The sequence below is a fragment of the Candidatus Skiveiella danica genome (assembly GCF_022705245.1).
GTDB classification, from domain to species: Bacteria; Pseudomonadota; Gammaproteobacteria; order Burkholderiales; family Burkholderiaceae_C; genus Skiveiella; species Skiveiella danica.
This window is the reverse complement of sequence record NZ_JAKJEW010000005.1, coordinates 43,068-59,799: the sequence shown is the minus strand read 5'-3', so window position 1 is coordinate 59,799 and position 16,732 is coordinate 43,068. Positions and strand designations below refer to the sequence as shown.

Genomic DNA, 16,732 nt, shown 5'->3' with positions numbered 1-16,732 from the left:
TGCAGACTGACTCGCCTTCATGCCGGCGCCGTTACGAACCGCGTGAAGGGCGCCGACCGGATTTTCAACCCGGCCGTCAAGGGTTTACACCGACGCCTGGGGTCTTGCTTTTCAGTCCACGAGCTGCACAAAATTACGTGTAATTATGAAAAATTATCTGAACACCCGGCAAACCGCGCTCCGCCACAGGCCATGGGCTCGCGCCCGTGCCTGGCCTTTCCGCCACCTGCACGGGTAAGTCCGCCATGTCAACGCTCCAGCAGTCAATCGCCCAGCGCGGTGTGCATCACTCGCTCCATGATGAAGTGGCGGCCCGGTTGCGTTCGATGATCTTTGAGGGCGAGCTGGTGCCCGGCAGCTTCATCGACGAGGGCGTGCTGTGCGAGGTGCTGCAGATCTCCCGCACCCCGTTGCGCGAGGCGCTCAAGGTGCTCAATGCCGAGGGGCTGGTGCGCCATGAGCCGCGGCGGGGGTGTTTCGTGAACCAGGTGACGGAGCAGGACCTGGACGAGATCTTTCCGGTCATCGCCCTGCTGGAAGGGCGCTGCGCCTTTGAAGCGGCGCGCAATGCGACCGACGCCGACCTGGCGGCGCTGGACCTCCTGCACGAACGGCTCAACCGGCATGCCACCGCCGGGCAGATCAACGACTACTACGCGGTCAATTTCGCCATCCACGAGGCCATCATCACGCTGGCGGGCAACCGCTGGCTGGCACAGGTGATCGGCGACCTGCGCAAGGTGCTGAAGCTGGCCCGTTTGCAGCAGTTGCACGCGCCGGGTCGCCTGGCGCAAAGCCTGGCTGAACACATGGCCGTGTTTGCCGCGCTCAAGGCGCGCGATCCCGACGGCGCCGACACAGCGATGCGAACCCATCTGACCCGTCAGCGTGCCGCGCTGCGCGAGCTGGCGCGGGTGCAGAAAAGCCGGGCGCTCGCATGAACGCCCGGCGTGCCGGGCGGGAGTGTTTGACCATCAAGGCGAGGGGAGGCCACGCATGAACACATCCACTTGGATCGGCCGCAACATGTCCAAGCTGCTTCCGGAACCAAAACCTGGATCAGAACCCGCCATTCCCAGCGTGGAAGGGTCGTCGCATGCTATTGAAAAGGGAGTCTCCGCCTCGGCCGGCGCCACCCCTGGCGTGCGCTCCACCCGGGAGCGCCTGTCGGCGACGCTGCGCCGCCAGGAGGAGGCCCTGTCGCCACGCGTGCTGCGGCGCACCCTGGAGGAGTTGAAGGCCATCGTGGATCCGCGGGTCAGCGAGGTCGAGGGTGGGCGACGCGCCCAGGGCGTGGCGCTCTGGTATGCCAGTGCCACCGAGGCGCAGCGGCGCGACATGTGGCTGCTGATGAGCGAGCAGTTCGTGGCCGATGCGCAGAACGTGCGGCAGGCGCAGGCGCAGTTCGCCGCGGCGGTCGGCACGCCGGACGAGGCCGCCGCCGAAGTGCAATACCGCCGTGCGACGGTGTCGCCACGGCGGCGCCTGCTGCAACGCTTCAGCGTGTTTGACGGCGGCATCCGCTTTCTGGTGGACCTGCGCGCCGAGATGCTGCCGTACCTGAAAACGGACCGGCGGCTGCAGGCGCTGGATGTCGAGATGGAATACATGTTTTCCACCTGGTTCGACGTGGGCTTCCTGGACCTGCGCCGCATCAGCTGGGACTCACCCGCATCGCTGATCGAAAAGCTTATCAAGTACGAGGCGGTGCACGACATCCGCAGCTGGGCCGATGTGAAGAACCGTCTTGATGCGGACCGCCGCTGTTACGGCTTCTTCCATCCGCGTCTGCCGGACGAGCCCCTGATCTTCGTCGAGGTCGCGTTCACGACAGCGATCGCCGACAGCATCACGCCACTGTTGGACGAGGCGGCTGCGCCGGCGGACCCGGCTCGTTCCAGCACCGCCATTTTCTATTCCATCAGCAACACCCAGCCCGGCTTGAAAGGGGTGAGCTTTGGCGACTCGCTGATCAAGCGCGTGGTCGAAACGTTGCGCACCGAGTTCCCGCGCCTGAAGGTCTTTGCCACGCTGTCGCCGATGCCCGGCTTCCGGAACTGGCTGAGCCGCCACGCGGACCGGCTGCTCCAGCTCACGCCGCTGAAGGCCCGCGACGAGCTGGCCCGTTCGCTCGGCGCGCAGCCGCTCACGGCGCAGGCCGTGCTGGCAGCGCTCGACTCGGTGCCGGCGCTGGAGCCCAAGTCCCCGCTGCGTCACTGGCTGTTGCAATGTGGGGCGCAGTACCTGGGCCGTGAAATGGCCGATGGCAAGCCGTTGGATGCGGTGGCGCGCTTTCATCTGGGCAACGGGGCGCGGGTGGAGCGACTCAACTGGGCGGCTGATCCGTCGGCGAAGGGGATCCGGCAGTCCTGTGGCTTGATGGTCAATTACCTCTACGATCTGGGGCGGCTGGATCGGCATCGGACCCAGCTCGCGCAGGGCAAAATCCCGGTGTCCAGCGCCACCGCGGCCTTGTTTTTCTGATTTCTGCGTTCGATAACAAACTGGAGACACCCATGAACCCTTCGATCCAACGGCGCACCGTGCTGCGCGCAGCCTTGGCCACCGCAGCCGCCGGTGCCTGGCAGGCCCCAACCCATGCGCAGACGACCTGGCCGGCCAAGGCCGTGACCTTGATCGTGCCGTTTCCCGCTGGTGGCGGCACCGATGCGTTCGCCCGTCCCATGGCGGCGCAGTTCGCGCGGCTGACCGGCAAGCAACTGATCATCGACAACCGGGGTGGTGCCGGCGGTACGCTGGGTGCCGGCATTGCTGCCAAGGCCGCACCGGACGGTTACACGCTGTTCATGGGTGCGGTGCACCACGCCATTGCACCGGCGATGTACCCCAAGCTGGACTACGACCTGGAGAAGGATTTCGTGCCGCTGATCCTCGTGGCCAGCGTGCCGCAGGTGCTGGTGGTGAATCCCAAGAAGGTCACCGCGGCGAACTTCAAGGAGTTCCTGGCTTACGTCAAGGCACATCCCGGCAAGCTGAACTATGCATCGGCCGGTGGCGGCACCTCGCACCATCTGGCGGGCGAACTGTTCAAGCAACAGACGAACACCTTCATCACCCACATTCCCTACCGCGGGGCAGGCCCGGCGTTGCAGGACCTGATCGCCGGCAACGTCGACATGATGTTCGACGGCCTGGGTTCCTCGGCCAACCACATCAAGGGCGGACGAATCAAGGCGCTGATGGTGTCCGGCAACAAGCGCAGTCCCGCCTTTCCCGATGTCCCTTGTGCCGCGGAGCTGGGCTTGCCGGAGTACACCGTCACGACCTGGTACGGGATCTGGGCGCCGAAAGGCACTCCCGCCGATATCCAGGCCCGGGCCATCGAGGAGATCCGCAGGGCCTGCACCACCGACGAGGCGAAAGCGGTCTGGGCCAGCCAGGGCGCTGACTTCCCCAACCTGACGGGCGCGCAGTTCGGTGCGTTCGTCAATGGCGAAATCCGCAAGTGGGCGCTGGTGGTCAAGGCCTCGGGCGCCAAGCTGGACTGACATGGCGGGGCAGGTCCGGATTGCGGCGGATGGCGGCATCTCCCGCGTCACACTGAGCCACGCCGGCAAGCTCAATGCCATGTCGCGCGCCATGTGGCGCGAGCTCAGGAGCGTGTTCGAGGGCATCCAGCAAGACGCGAGCATTCGTTGCGTGATCGTCGAGGGCGAGGGCGGGCATTTCTGCGCCGGGGGCGACATCGCCGAGTACCCGGCGTTTCGCTTCAGCGAGCAGGGCTTGCGCGACTTTCATGAAGACGATGTCTGGGGCGGACTCGACGCCATGCTGTGCTGCGACGTGCCCCTCGTGGCGCAGATCGAGGGCAACTGCATGGGCGCCGGCGTGGAAATTGCCAGTTGCTGTGACATCCGGGTGGCCGGCGCATCGGCGAAGTTCGGTGCACCGATTGCCCGCCTCGGCTTTCCGATGGCGCCGCGCGAGGCGAAACTGGTCAGCGAGGCGCTCGGCGGGCTGACGGCGCGGGAAATGCTGCTGGAAGCAGCGGTGCTGGATGCGCCGACGCTGCTGCTGCGCGGGTTCCTGAACGGCGTACTGACCGATGCCGACGTGGCCGGGGAGGCCCTCGCGCGCGCGCGGCGCATCGCCGCACTGGCCCCGCAGGCCGCACGCCTGAACAAACAGACGTTTCGGGCCTTGAATCAGCTGAATCCCAGCGTCGATGGCTCATCGGATGCTATGGAATCCGTAGTCAATTCCGCTTACGCCTATGCCGGCAGCGCGGAGCACCGCGAGGGCATCACCGCCTTCCTGGACAAGCGCAAACCCGTTTTCTGAGCCCACAACCCGATCGAACATGAGCAATCTGAACCTTTTTGTCGCGCTGCGCGCCGCGTTCCCCACCGACCTGGACGCCATCGCCGTCGAAACCGCCGATCCCGGCGGGCCCGGGCTGTGTTATTCGTGGCGCGACCTTGACCGCGCAACGGCGATGATGGCCAACCTGCTCGCCTCGCTGGAGTTGCCCGAGGGCAGCCGGGTGGCGGTGCAGGTCGAAAAATCGGTCGAAGCCATGCTGCTGTACCTCGCCACGCTGCGCGCAGGCTATGTGTTCCTGCCGCTGAACACGGCTTACCAGAGCGCCGAAATCGAGTATTTCATCGGCAATGCCGAGCCCGCCGTGGTGATTTGCAGCCCGAAAAATTTTGGCTGGGTCAGCCAGATCGCCTTCACTGCGGGCACGAAACACGTGTTCACCTTGGGCGACGATCGCACCGGCACCCTGCTGGAGCGCGCGTCCCGCTGCAACGATCGCCACACCCCGGCTGTCAAGGACGACGACGACCTGGCTGCCATCCTCTACACCAGTGGTACCACCGGGCGCAGCAAAGGTGCGATGCTGACGCACGGCAACATGCGGTCCAACGCCGTGGTGCTGAAGGACTACTGGGGCTGGACGGCTACCGGAGGGCCTGACGGCCGGGGCGACGTACTCATCCACGCGCTGCCGATCTTCCACGTGCATGGCCTGTTCGTGGCCATTCATGCGGCGCTGCTCAATGGCAGCAAGATGATATGGCTGAACCGGTTCGACCCCAGGACCGTCATCGCCCGCATGCGCGAGGCCACCGTGTTCATGGGCGTACCCACGCTGTATGTGCGCATGCTGGCCGAGCCGACCCTCACGCGAGAAGCCGCACAGCGGATGCGCCTGTTCATTTCGGGCTCGGCGCCGCTGCTGATCGAGACCTTCACCGAATGGCAGCAACGCACCGGCCACACCATCCTGGAACGTTACGGCATGAGCGAGACGATCATGCTGACGTCGAACCCCTTCCATGCTGATGCGCGCTACAGCGGTCAGACCGAGCGCCGCGGCGGCACCGTGGGTTTTCCGCTTCCGGGCGTGAGCCTTCGGGTGCAGGATGACGAGGGTCAACCGGTGCTGCTGGGCGAGATCGGCGGCATCCAGGTCAAGGGGCCGAACGTTTTCGGCGGTTACTGGCGCATGCCGGAGAAAACGGCCGAGGAGTTCACGGCCGATGGCTTCTTCAAGACCGGCGACGTCGGCAGGATCGATGAGCGCGGCTATGTGACCATCGTCGGCCGCAGCAAGGACCTGATCATCTCAGGCGGCTACAACGTCTATCCGGCCGAGATCGAGGGCTACATCAACGAATTGCCCGGCGTGGCCGAGAGCGCCCTGGTCGGGGTGCAGCACCCGGACTTCGGAGAAGTGGGGGTGGCGGTGGTGATTGCCAAACCCGGCGCCACGGTCCGGCCCGAGGCCGTCATTGCCGAACTGAAAGCCAAACTGGCCAATTTCAAAATTCCCAAGCGCTGCTTTGTCGTGTCGGAGTTGCCACGCAACACCATGGGCAAAGTGCAGAAGAACCTGCTGCGGGACCAATACGCGAAGCTGTTCACCTGACCTTCGCCGCGCGACGCGCCCAACCATAGAGAGCAAGGGCATGCCGCTCGGTTTTTAGTAGCTTAAGACGGCTGTTCCGCGATGGAATGGCCATTTTTCCTGGGCAGTTTCAGCGAAGAACCAGCACCGGCACATGCGAATGGGTCAGCACGTGCTGGGTTTCGCTGCCCAGCAGCAGGCGCTTGATGCCTTTGCGGCCGTGCGAGGCCATCACGATCAGATCGACCTTGTACTTGGTAGCGGCGGAAATCAGCGCGTCTGACACGAGGTCCGACTTGACCGTCAAGGCCTTGACGGCCACGCCCTTGGTGGCGGCGGTCTTCTTGACCGCTTCGACGACGGCCTGACCGTCGTCGGCCCACTGTTTCTCGACTCGCTTCACATCTTCAACGGAAAGGGGAATGGAGCCTTCGAAATAGCTCTGCGGATAGCGGGGAACCACCTTGATGGCGATCAGTTCGGCGCCGCACAAGGCAGCCAGCGAGATCGCCGAGTTGACGGCCTTCTTGGAGAGGGTGGAACCGTCGGTGGCGACGAGGATGCGTGCATACATGGTGTGCTCCTGGTTGTTTATGGAGTCAGATTACCGCAACTCCGACCGCGCGTCTTGATTCATATCAAGACATGCGAACGCGTTGCCGTTAAGCTCCAACCCCATGCTTGCCGCCAGTCCGACACTGAACCCGCTGCCCGGCTCAGGCGCGCCTGAAGCCGACAGTCCGGTGGCCCGGGTCGAACCGGCCGAAAGACTGGTCTTGCTGGACGACCCGCAGGAGTGGTCTGCCTTCAGCCGCCCGGTGGACCAGCGGCCCAGTTGCTGGGAGTCCAGCGTGGTGTTCGAGGGCATGCATTGTGCAGCCTGCGCCCTGACCATCGAGGATGCCCTGCGCGCGGTTCCCGGGGTCGAGTCGGTGCGGGTCAGCGCGGCCACGCACCGTGGCCGAATTGTCTGGTCCGACGGGGTGGTCAAGCCATCCGGCTGGATGCAGGCGGCGCGGCGCGCCGGCTATCCGGCCGTGCCCGCGAATGACGCGTTTGCGAACGACCGCCGCAAGGCCGAATTGCGAAAGGCGGTCTGGCGCATGGGCGTGGCGGGCCTGTGCATGATGCAGGTCATGATGTACGCATGGCCGGCCTACGTGGCAGAGGCCGGCGACCTGACGGCAGAAATGGCGCGCCTGCTGCGCTGGGCGTCCTGGGTGCTGACCTTGCCCGTCATGCTGTTTTCCTGCGGCCCTTTTTTCACCAGCGCATTGCGCGACCTGCGGCAGCGGCAGATCAGCATGGACCTTCCGGTGGCCCTGGGCATGCTGATCACCTTTCTGGTCAGCAGCGCAGGCACGTTCGAGCCCGACGGGATTTTCGGTGGAGAGGTGTATTTCGACTCGCTGACGATGTTCGTCTTCTTCCTGCTGACCGGGCGCTGGCTCGAGTTGCGCCTGCGCGACCGCACGGCGGGCGCGCTGGAGGCGCTGATGAACCGGCTACCCGACAGCGTGGAGCGACGGCTGGCCAATGGCGACTTCGAGCGGGTCGCGGTGCGCCGCATCGTGGCCGGTGACGTGATCCGGGTCCTGCCGGGCGAGGCGTTTCCGGCTGATGGACGGGTGCTGGAGGGTCAGACACTCGCCGATGAAGCGCTGCTGACGGGTGAATCGCGGCCGGTGCCGCGCGCGCAGGGCGAGGATGTGATTGCCGGCAGCCACAACCTGACCGCTGCCGTGCTCGTGCAGGTCGAGCGCACCGGGACACAGACCCGCTTTGCGCAGATCGTGGCGCTGATGGACGAGGCATCCAGCACCAAGCCGCAGATCGCGCAACTCGCGGATCGCATGGCCCGGCCTTTCCTGATCGCCGTGCTGTTGGCAGCCGGCGGTGCCGCCCTGTTCTGGTGGTCACGCGATCCCGGCCACGCACTCATGGTGGCGGTGGCCGTGCTGGTGGTCACCTGCCCTTGCGCCCTGTCGTTGGCCACTCCGGCGGCGATGCTGGCCAGTGCCGGCGCACTGGCGCGCAGTGGAGTGCTGGTGCGCCGGCTTCAGGCGCTGGAAACGCTCGCCACCGTCGACACCGTGGTATTCGACAAGACTGGAACGCTGACGCGTGATGCCTTTGCGCTGGCCCGCGTCACGACGCGTGGTGGTGTGTCACAGGCCGATGCGTTGGCCTGGGCGGGTGCGCTGGCACGCCAATCGCTGCATCCCGTCTCGAAGGCGCTGGTGGCAGCGGGTGGTCAGGCGGCCACTGCGCCGATGCATGCCGAGGCGGTGCAAGAGGTTGCCGGGCAGGGCCTGCACGGGCGGGTGGTCATGGGCGGCGCGAGTGGCTCCGGCGGCCAGACGTTCCGGCTGGGCTCCGCCACTTTCTGTGGACTGGTCCGGCCCGCGGCAGATGCGCTGGAAGTCTGTCTGGCGGATGAAGACGGTTGGGTGGCCACGTTCGAGCTACGCGAGGACTTGCGCGCGGATGCCCGTTCGACGGTCCGCTGGATGGTCGAGCACGGCATCGCGGTGCGCCTGTTGTCTGGTGACGGCGCCACGGCAGTAGCCCGGGTGGCCGACGCGGTGGGTATTGAGACGGCGCAAGGCGCCTGCTCACCGCAGGACAAGCTGGCTTTTCTGCGCGAAGCCCAAGGGCAGGGCCATCAGGTGGCCATGGTGGGCGACGGGCTGAACGACGGGCCGGGCCTGGCGGGTGCCCACGTTTCCTTTGCTTTTGGCAAGGCGGTGCCGCTCGCGCAGTCCCAGGCAGATTTCGTGGTGATGGGTGATCAGCTGGCTGCGGTGGCCCAGACTGTGCAACTGGCCCGGCGTACGATGCGCATCGTGCGGCAGAACCTCTGGTGGGCCGCCGGCTACAACGCGGTCTGTGTACCGCTGGCCGTCGTGGGATGGCTGCCTGCCTGGCTGGCGGGTCTGGGCATGGCGCTGAGTTCCCTGGCGGTGGTCATGAACGCGCTGCGTCTGGCCGGACGGATGGAAACGATGGAAACGAGCTGATGGATATCCTGTATTTGTTGATCCCGTTGTCGGTGGTATTGGTCTTTTTCATCCTGGGCGGCCTGTGGTGGGCGATATATCGGGGCCAGTTTGAAGATATCGAGGCCGAAGGAGAGCGGATTCTGAAGAACGATTGATATTCATCAAGTCCGTGAAGGTTTCGCTGGGCCACACTCGCCCGAGGTTTTTTTAGGTAAAGGTGCTGTAAATGAAGTTTCCAAACGCGCAGGCGACTGTGTACAACGACACCGTTGTGCGCCAGTTCGCCATCATGACGGTGGTCTGGGGCGTGGTCGGGATGCTGGTCGGCGTGATCATCGCCGCCCAGCTGGCTTGGCCCGAACTCAATCTGGGGATCTCCTTCCTCAGCTACGGCCGACTGCGGCCGTTGCACACGAACGCGGTGATATTCGCGTTTGGGGGATGTGGTTTGTTTGCGACGGCATATTACGTCGTGCAGAGAACCTGCCAGGTTCGGCTGTTTTCGGACAAGCTGGCGGCCTTTACTTTCTGGGGTTGGCAGCTTGTGATTCTGGCCGCTGCCTTGTCCTTGCCGCTGGGCTATACCCAAGGCAAGGAATACGCGGAACTCGAGTGGCCGATTGACATCCTGATCACGCTGGTCTGGGTATCTTTTGCCGTCGTGTTTTTTGGTACGGTTGGTACACGCAAGGTTCGCCATATCTACGTGGCCAACTGGTTCTTTGGTGCTTTCATCATTGCGGTGGCCATCTTGCATCTGGTGAACAGTGCAGCTATTCCCGCTGGCGCTATGAAGTCCTACTCGGCCTATGCGGGTGTGCAGGACGCGATGGTGCAGTGGTGGTACGGTCACAACGCCGTGGGCTTCTTCCTGACCGCCGGCTTCCTGGGCATGATGTACTACTTCATCCCCAAGCAGGCAGGTCGTCCGGTTTACAGCTACCGCCTGTCCATCGTCCACTTCTGGGCGCTGATCTTTACCTACATGTGGGCGGGCCCGCACCATCTGCACTACACCGCCCTGCCGGACTGGACCCAGTCGGTCGGCATGGTGTTCTCGCTGGTTCTGCTGGCACCGAGTTGGGGCGGCATGATCAACGGCATCATGACCCTGTCGGGCGCCTGGCACAAGCTGCGTGACGACCCCATCCTGCGCTTCCTGATCGTGTCGCTGTCGTTCTACGGCATGTCCACGTTCGAAGGCCCGATGATGTCGATCAAAACCGTCAATGCTCTGAGTCACTACACCGACTGGACCGTCGGCCACGTGCATTCCGGCGCCTTGGGCTGGGTGGGCCTCGTGACCATGGGTTCCATGTACTACCTGATCCCGCGCCTGTTTGGCCGCAAGCAGATGTACAGCATGAAAGCCGTCGAGATCCATTTCTGGACCGCCACGATCGGCATCGTGATCTATATCGCCGCGATGTGGATTGCCGGTGTGATGCAGGGTCTGATGTGGCGTGCGGTCAATGCCGACGGCACCCTGACCTACACCTTCGTCGAGTCGGTGAAGGCCACTTATCCGTTCTATGTGCTTCGCCTGGCTGGCGGACTGTTGTACCTCAGCGGCATGCTCATCATGCTCTGGAACGTCCTGAAGACCGCGACGGCAGGGCGTGCGACCACGGTCAACATCCCGGCTGTTGCGGCCCACGCCTGAGGAGAACTACAACATGGCCAACAACAAAAGCACCGGTTTGTCGCACGAAGCGATCGAGACCAACAACTTCCTGATGATCGTGCTGATCCTGATCGTGCTGCTCTTCGGCGGCCTGGTCGAGATCGTTCCGCTGTTCTTCCAGAAGTCCACGACGCAACCCATCGAAGGCGTCAAGCCCCTTACGGCCCTGCAATTGGCGGGGCGTGATGTCTATGTCCGTGAAGGTTGCTACAACTGCCATTCGCAGATGATCCGTCCGTTCCGCGCCGAAACGCTGCGTTATGGTCCGTATTCGGTGGCGGGTGAGTCGGTTTACGATCACCCATTCCAGTGGGGCAGCAAGCGCACTGGACCTGATCTGGCTCGTGTCGGTGGCCGCTACAGCGACGAATGGCACCGTATTCACCTGCTTAATCCGCGTGATGTCGTCCCCGAGTCCAACATGCCGGCCTATCCTTGGCTGGGCAAGTCGGCGGTGGATGCCGCGTCCATGCCTGCACACATGAAGGCTTTGCGTACCGTCGGCGTGCCCTACACGGACGCGCAGATTGCCGCATCGACTGACGAGTTGAAGGGCAAGACCGAGATTGAAGCTGTGATTGCTTATCTGCAGGGCTTGGGCTTGGCCCGGAAGTAACCAGGGAGATATCAGTGATGGAACTGGACACCAACACCCTCCGGTCGCTGGCCACTGTGGTCTGTTTCGTAACCTTTATGGGTATCGTGGCATGGGCCTGGTCCCGCCGCAACGCGCGTGACTTCGAAGAAGCCGCGAACCTGCCGTTCGAGCAAGACTGACAGGTCGCAAAAGGAAAAAAAATGAGTGATTTCACTAGCAATTTCTGGTCGCTATACGTCGGCGGCATCACCATCGTGAGCATTCTGGCCTGCGCGTTGCTGCTGTGGTTCAGCGGCAAGGCCAAGGCGATGACGGCCAACGACAATACCACCGGGCATGTGTGGGATGGTGATCTGCGCGAAATGAACAATCCCCTGCCACGATGGTGGGTGTGGCTGTTTGTGATTACCATCATCTTTGCCTTGGCCTATCTGGTGATGTACCCCGGTGCCGGCGCCTTCAAGGGGCAACTTGCCTGGAGTTCCACGGGTCAGTACGACAAAGAAGTTGCGGCGGGCAACAAGGAAATCGAGCCGCTGTATGCAAAGTTCAACGGCATGACGCCGGAGCAATTGGCAGCAGACCCGAAGGCCATGGCCATTGGCGAGCGCCTGTTCATGAACAACTGCGCGCAGTGCCATGGCTCGGACGCTCGCGGTAGCAAGGGCTTCCCGAACCTGACCGACAAGGACTGGCTGGGTGGCGGTACGCCGGACATCATCAAGAACACCATTGTCAAGGGTCGTACCGGCAACATGCCGCCCATGGCTGCAGCGCTGGGGGGCTCCGAAGACGTGACCAACGTTGCCCAATATGTGCTGAGCCTCTCCGGCGGCCCCCATGATTCCGTCAAAGCGGCGCTGGGCAAGGCCAAGTTCGGCGTCTGCGCGGCCTGTCACGGGCCTGACGGCAAGGGCAATCCGGCGGTGGGCGCACCGAACCTGACCGACGACATCTGGCTGCACGGTTTTGGCGAGGCTGCAATCGTCGCCATGATCAACAACGGCAAGGTCAATCCGATGCCAGCGCAAGCCGACAAGCTGACCGACGCGCAGGTCAATGTGCTGACGGCATATGTCTGGGGTCTCTCCAACAAGGCAACGGTCGCGGCCAAGTGATGGTTTCTTCTATCATTCAAGCCTGTCAATCCATCAGCGACCCCTGCCATTGAAACTCGACGACAACCCAGCGCGAAAGACCGTCCCGATCGTGACCTCTACCGCCGATGCTCCTGCATCGGAGGAGGGTGGGGACTCAGAACTGGTATCGCTGTACCAAGCCCACAAGAAGATCTACCCGCGCAGTGTCTCGGGCCTGTTCTCCAAGTGGCGCTGGGGGCTGGTCTTCTTCACGCAGATCATCTTTTACGGTCTGCCTTGGCTGGAGTGGGGCCAGCGACAAGCGGTGCTCTTCGATCTCGGGGCGCGCCGCTTCTACATTTTTGGCCTGGTCCTGTATCCCCAGGACTTCATCTATCTGACCGGGATCATGGTGATCTCGGCCCTTTCACTGTTCCTCTTTACCGCCGTCGCTGGGCGACAGTGGTGTGGCTACGCCTGCCCACAGACGGTCTATACCGAGATCTTTCTGTGGATCGAGAAGAAGATCGAGGGTGATCGCAGCGCGCGCATGCGGCTGGACGGCGCGCCCTTGTCGCTTTCCAAGTTCTCCCGCAAAGCGGCGAAGCAGGTGGTGTGGATCGCGGTGGCCCTATGGACCGGGTTCACATTCGTGGGTTATTTCACGCCCATCAAGGAACTTGCGGGCTTGTTTGCCAATTGGGGCATGGGGCCCTGGGAAACGTTCTGGGTGTTCTTCTACGGATTTGCCACCTATGGCAACGCCGGTTTCATGCGCGAGCAGGTGTGCAAGTACATGTGCCCCTACGCGCGCTTCCAGAGCGCCATGTTCGACAAGGACACGCTGATCGTGTCCTACGACACGGTGCGCGGTGAGCCTCGCGGACCACGGTCCAAGAAGGCGGATCCGGTGGCACTTGGATTGGGCGCGTGCGTGGATTGCACCCTGTGCGTCCAGGTCTGCCCGACCGGGATCGATATTCGCAAGGGCCTTCAGTACGAGTGCATCAGTTGCGCCGCGTGCATTGACGTCTGTGACACCGTGATGGACAAGGTGGGCTATCCGCGCGGGTTGATCCGCTATTCCACCCAGCACGCCATGACCGAAAGGTGGAGCCGCTCCGAGGTCATCCGCCACATGATCCGCCCTCGGGTGCTGATCTATCTGTCCATTCTGATCGCCGTCATCATTGCCATGATGATCAGCCTGAGCATGCGAATCCCGTTCAAGGTCGATGTCGTGCGCGATCGGGGCACCCTGGCGCGTATTGTCAGCGGTGGGAAGATCGAAAACGTGTACCGGCTTCAGCTCATGAACGCGTCCGAGTCACCACAGCGTTACAGGATCACGGCCACCGGGTTGCCAGGGCTGAAGCTTGCTTCCGAAAGCAGCTTCGCGGTCGACGCCACCCAGGCGCGCTGGGTGGTGGTCAACCTGCAACTGCCCTACGATGGCGCGCCCGCTGGTTCGCATACCATCCACTTCGATATCGAGTCCCTGGATTCTCCTGGCCGACTGACGGAGAAGTCGGTTTTCATCGTCCCGAGATAAAGTGAAGGAACCGCCATGACCCAACCTGTTGCGCAACCTTGGTGGAAATTCGGCCATGTCTGGCTTGTCGTCGCGGGGCCGCTGGTCGTCGTGGTGGCCAGCTTCATCACCCTTTACCTTGCGGTCAGTCGCCCCGATCCTCTGGTATCGGACGATTCCGCTCGCAGAGGCTCGGAGGTCAACAAGGCTCAGGCTGGGTCAGACAGCAACCTTGCGCCCGCCGTGCAGGCGCGCAATCATGCGCAGACCGGCGTTTCGCCCAAAAAGATCCTCGGTGTCGAGCGCTGAGGCGTCAGACCACGCAGCTTCATTCAGGAGACAAGACGATGTGGGCTCAACGGATGATGTGGATTGCATGGCCAGCCTTTCTGGTTGCGGGCATGCTGGAAATGCTGGTATTCGCGATGGTCGATCCGCAGGATCTGCACTGGTTCGGGCAACCGCTCGAAATGTCACGACAGGGCATTTACACCCTGGGTTTTTTCGCGTTCTGGATCATGACCATGGCATCAAGCGCGCTGACGACGCTGCTGGCGATGTCGCCGTTTGAGGTCAATCGTTGCCCATTGCCGTCCGATGGGCGTCCGGACGGTTGCCCGAAACAGGGCGACTGCTGCTGAGGATCCGCACCCTGCAGTCTGCGCCAGCCTACTGGCAGGGCTGCTGGTTGTTGACGATGCGCTTCAGCGCCTCGGTGTCCAGAATGTGCACATGGCGCTGCTTCACCTCGACGATACCGTCTTCGACGAACTTCGAGAATGTCCTGCTGACCGTTTCGAGTTTCAGGCCGAGGTAGCTGCCGATTTCCTCACGCGTCATGCGCAGAATCAACTCCGATTGCGAGAAGCCGCGGGCATGCAGCCGTTGCACCAGATTGAGCAGGAAGGCCGCCAGTCGCTCTTCCGCGCGCATGCTGCCCAGAAGCAGCATGACGCCGTGCTCCCGGACGATTTCGCGGCTCATGATTTTGTGCACATGGTGCTGCAAGGCGTTGACTTCCCGCGAGATCTCTTCGATGCGGTCAAAAGGCATGACGCAGACTTCGGCGTCTTCCAGCGCCACCGCGTCGCAGGTGTGGTGATCATTGACGATGCCGTCGAGCCCGATCACCTCGCCGGCCATCTGGAAGCCGGTCACTTGGTCCCTGCCATCCTCGGTAGCAATGCAGGTCTTGAAGAAGCCTGTGCGGATGGCGTACAGGGAGGTGAACTTCTCGCCGTTGCTGAAAAGCGCGGTGCCACGCTTGATCTTGCGGCGCACGGCAACAACTTCCTCGATCCGGTCCAGTTCCTGCGCGTTCAGCCCCATGGGCATGCACAGTTCCCGCAGATTGCAGCTGGCACATGCGACTTTGATGGATTGGACGTTCATGCTTGCGATCTAGGGTCGATGGGTGAGGCAACCGCTCATGCGGTCTTACAAGGTTTGCCGGCAGTCGAACAGCGCTTATTCTGACATAGCTCAATTTCGTGAATGAACGTCATTTTAGATTGATATACATCAAGATGGTGAATTTCGAACGTCTGCATAGTACGAAAACCTTAAGGATGCCCGATGAGCGCCGTTTCCCCCGATTTACTGCAACGTTTTGACATTCCCGGCCCGCGCTACACGTCCTACCCGACGGCGGACCGGTTCGTCGAGGCCTTTGGCGCAGACGATTACATACAAGCGCTCGAGCAGCGCCGAACCGGGATGGCCAAGGCCATGGCGATGCCGCTGTCCCTTTATGTGCACATTCCGTTCTGTGAGTCGCTGTGCTACTACTGCGCCTGCAACAAGATCATCACCAAGCACCATAGCCGCGCAGAGGAATATCTGCGCTATCTCAGCCGCGAGATCGATCTGCATGTGGCCCATGTAGGCAAGGGGCAGGTCGTTTCCCAACTGCATCTGGGCGGCGGAAGTCCCACTTTTCTCAATGATGCGGAGTTGCGTGAACTGATGGCCATGCTTCGACGCAGCTTCACGTTTACGCCCGGCGGTGAGTATTCGATTGAAATCGACCCCCGCACCGTGGATGCGACCCGCCTGGCCAATCTGGCTGAGCTGGGATTCAATCGATTGAGTTTCGGGGTGCAGGATTTTGACCCTGCAGTGCAAAAGGCCGTGCATCGGATCCAGCCCGCTGAGCAGGTTTTTGCGCTGATGGCGACAGCGCGCAGTCTCGGATTCGAGTCGGTCAATGTGGACCTGATCTACGGACTGCCCATGCAGACCCCTGAGTCCTTCGACCGCACACTGGCTCAGGTCGTGGAACTCAAGCCAGATCGTATTGCCCTCTATGCCTATGCCCACCTGCCGGAGCGCTTCAAACCACAACGGCGCATCATCACTGCCGAATTGCCCAACGGCGCCTCCAAAGTGTCGATGCTGTCGCGGTCGCTCTCGGCCTTTCTTGACGCCGGCTACGTCTACGTGGGCATGGACCATTTCGCGTTGCCAGATGACGCACTGGCTGTGGCCAAGCGGCAGGGCCGGCTACACCGGAACTTCCAGGGCTACAGTACGCAGCCCGATTGCGATCTGATTGCTCTCGGTGTGTCTTCTATCGGCCGGGTTGGCGCAACGTACAGCCAGAATGCCAAGACTTTGGCGGATTATTACGACCTGCTCGATCAAGGCCGCCTTCCGGTGGTGCGCGGGCTGGCGGTGTCCCGGGACGACCTGGCACGCAGGGCGGTGATCATGGCCGTGATGTGTCAGGGCCAGGTTCAATTCGAGGCGGTTGAGCTGGCCTACCTGATCGATTTCAAGTCGTATTTCGCCGCGGAAATGAACGCGCTGGCCGATCTCGCGAAGCAGGGTCTGGTGGAGTTGAGCGACACCGGCATTCAGGTGACCGCCGATGGCTGGTTCTTTGTGCGGGCCATCGCCATGGTCTTCGACCGCTATCTGCAGACCGACCGCACACGAGCGACGTTTTCCAAGATCATCTGAGC

Annotated in this window: 17 protein-coding genes; 15 read left to right on the top strand and 2 right to left on the bottom strand. The window is 62.6% G+C overall.

Features of this window, described 5'->3' with window-relative positions:
• Positions 1-245 precede the first annotated feature (245 nt).
• From ACMUOY_RS04305 to ACMUOY_RS04285, 5 genes are read left to right on the top strand one after another with little or no spacing between them, the layout of a single operon-like run.
• The gene (locus ACMUOY_RS04305) at positions 246-941 is read left to right on the top strand and encodes a GntR family transcriptional regulator (protein WP_413891461.1); all 696 of its coding nucleotides are present in this window, start codon (positions 246-248) and stop codon (positions 939-941) included.
• Between the two features lie 55 nt (positions 942-996).
• The gene (locus tag ACMUOY_RS04300) at positions 997-2,484 is read left to right on the top strand and encodes a malonyl-CoA decarboxylase domain-containing protein (protein WP_413891459.1); all 1,488 of its coding nucleotides are present in this window, start codon (positions 997-999) and stop codon (positions 2,482-2,484) included.
• Positions 2,485-2,516: 32 nt separating this feature from the next.
• Complete coding sequence (locus ACMUOY_RS04295; RefSeq protein WP_413891457.1) at positions 2,517-3,509, top strand: Bug family tripartite tricarboxylate transporter substrate binding protein; 993 nt, start codon at positions 2,517-2,519, stop codon at positions 3,507-3,509.
• A 1-nt stretch (position 3,510) separates the two neighbouring features.
• The gene (locus tag ACMUOY_RS04290) at positions 3,511-4,302 is read left to right on the top strand and encodes an enoyl-CoA hydratase/isomerase family protein (protein WP_413891455.1); all 792 of its coding nucleotides are present in this window, start codon (positions 3,511-3,513) and stop codon (positions 4,300-4,302) included.
• Between the two features lie 19 nt (positions 4,303-4,321).
• The gene (locus ACMUOY_RS04285; RefSeq protein ID WP_413891453.1) at positions 4,322-5,896 is read left to right on the top strand and encodes a malonate--CoA ligase; all 1,575 of its coding nucleotides are present in this window, start codon (positions 4,322-4,324) and stop codon (positions 5,894-5,896) included.
• 109 nt (positions 5,897-6,005) lie between these two features.
• On the opposite strand, the gene ACMUOY_RS04280 is transcribed toward ACMUOY_RS04285, so the two are convergent.
• Positions 6,006-6,449, bottom strand: a complete 444-nt coding sequence (locus ACMUOY_RS04280) for a universal stress protein (RefSeq protein WP_413891451.1) — start codon at positions 6,447-6,449, stop codon at positions 6,006-6,008.
• 103 nt (positions 6,450-6,552) lie between these two features.
• On the opposite strand from ACMUOY_RS04280, the gene ACMUOY_RS04275 reads away from it, so the two are divergent.
• The 9 genes from ACMUOY_RS04275 (at position 6,553) to ACMUOY_RS04235 (ending at position 14,410) form a co-directional block, all read left to right on the top strand.
• Positions 6,553-8,895 (top strand): heavy metal translocating P-type ATPase, encoded by a 2,343-nt coding sequence (locus tag ACMUOY_RS04275; protein WP_413891448.1) that lies wholly within the window; start codon positions 6,553-6,555, stop codon positions 8,893-8,895.
• The gene (ccoS, locus tag ACMUOY_RS04270) at positions 8,895-9,032 is read left to right on the top strand and encodes a cbb3-type cytochrome oxidase assembly protein (protein WP_413891446.1); all 138 of its coding nucleotides are present in this window, start codon (positions 8,895-8,897) and stop codon (positions 9,030-9,032) included. Before ACMUOY_RS04275 ends, ccoS begins: the two co-directional genes overlap by 1 nt.
• Before the next feature lie 71 nt (positions 9,033-9,103).
• A complete protein-coding gene (gene ccoN, locus ACMUOY_RS04265; protein WP_413891444.1) occupies positions 9,104-10,540 on the top strand; it encodes a cytochrome-c oxidase, cbb3-type subunit I in 1,437 nt (478 codons plus the stop codon).
• 13 nt (positions 10,541-10,553) lie between these two features.
• The gene (gene ccoO / locus ACMUOY_RS04260) at positions 10,554-11,177 is read left to right on the top strand and encodes a cytochrome-c oxidase, cbb3-type subunit II (RefSeq protein WP_413891442.1); all 624 of its coding nucleotides are present in this window, start codon (positions 10,554-10,556) and stop codon (positions 11,175-11,177) included.
• A gap of 17 nt (positions 11,178-11,194) precedes the next feature.
• The gene (locus ACMUOY_RS04255) at positions 11,195-11,338 is read left to right on the top strand and encodes a cbb3-type cytochrome oxidase subunit 3 (RefSeq protein WP_413891561.1); all 144 of its coding nucleotides are present in this window, start codon (positions 11,195-11,197) and stop codon (positions 11,336-11,338) included.
• A gap of 21 nt (positions 11,339-11,359) precedes the next feature.
• Positions 11,360-12,277: a cytochrome-c oxidase, cbb3-type subunit III gene (gene ccoP, locus ACMUOY_RS04250; RefSeq protein WP_413891440.1), complete on the top strand. Its 918-nt coding sequence runs from the start codon at positions 11,360-11,362 to the stop codon at positions 12,275-12,277.
• A gap of 49 nt (positions 12,278-12,326) precedes the next feature.
• The gene (gene ccoG, locus ACMUOY_RS04245) at positions 12,327-13,790 is read left to right on the top strand and encodes a cytochrome c oxidase accessory protein CcoG (protein ID WP_413891438.1); all 1,464 of its coding nucleotides are present in this window, start codon (positions 12,327-12,329) and stop codon (positions 13,788-13,790) included.
• 15 nt (positions 13,791-13,805) lie between these two features.
• Entirely contained in the window at positions 13,806-14,078 is a 273-nt protein-coding gene (locus ACMUOY_RS04240; protein WP_413891436.1) for a FixH family protein, read from the top strand.
• A gap of 38 nt (positions 14,079-14,116) precedes the next feature.
• Positions 14,117-14,410 (top strand): hypothetical protein, encoded by a 294-nt coding sequence (locus tag ACMUOY_RS04235; protein WP_413891434.1) that lies wholly within the window; start codon positions 14,117-14,119, stop codon positions 14,408-14,410.
• Between the two features lie 28 nt (positions 14,411-14,438).
• Here ACMUOY_RS04235 and fnr read toward each other — a convergent pair whose 3' ends face one another.
• On the bottom strand, positions 14,439-15,161 hold the full coding sequence (gene fnr, locus ACMUOY_RS04230) for a fumarate/nitrate reduction transcriptional regulator Fnr (RefSeq protein WP_413891432.1): 723 nt from the start codon (positions 15,159-15,161) through the stop codon (positions 14,439-14,441).
• Positions 15,162-15,344: 183 nt separating this feature from the next.
• On the opposite strand from fnr, the gene hemN reads away from it, so the two are divergent.
• Positions 15,345-16,730: an oxygen-independent coproporphyrinogen III oxidase gene (hemN, locus tag ACMUOY_RS04225; protein WP_413891430.1), complete on the top strand. Its 1,386-nt coding sequence runs from the start codon at positions 15,345-15,347 to the stop codon at positions 16,728-16,730.
• Positions 16,731-16,732: the final 2 nt, after the last annotated feature.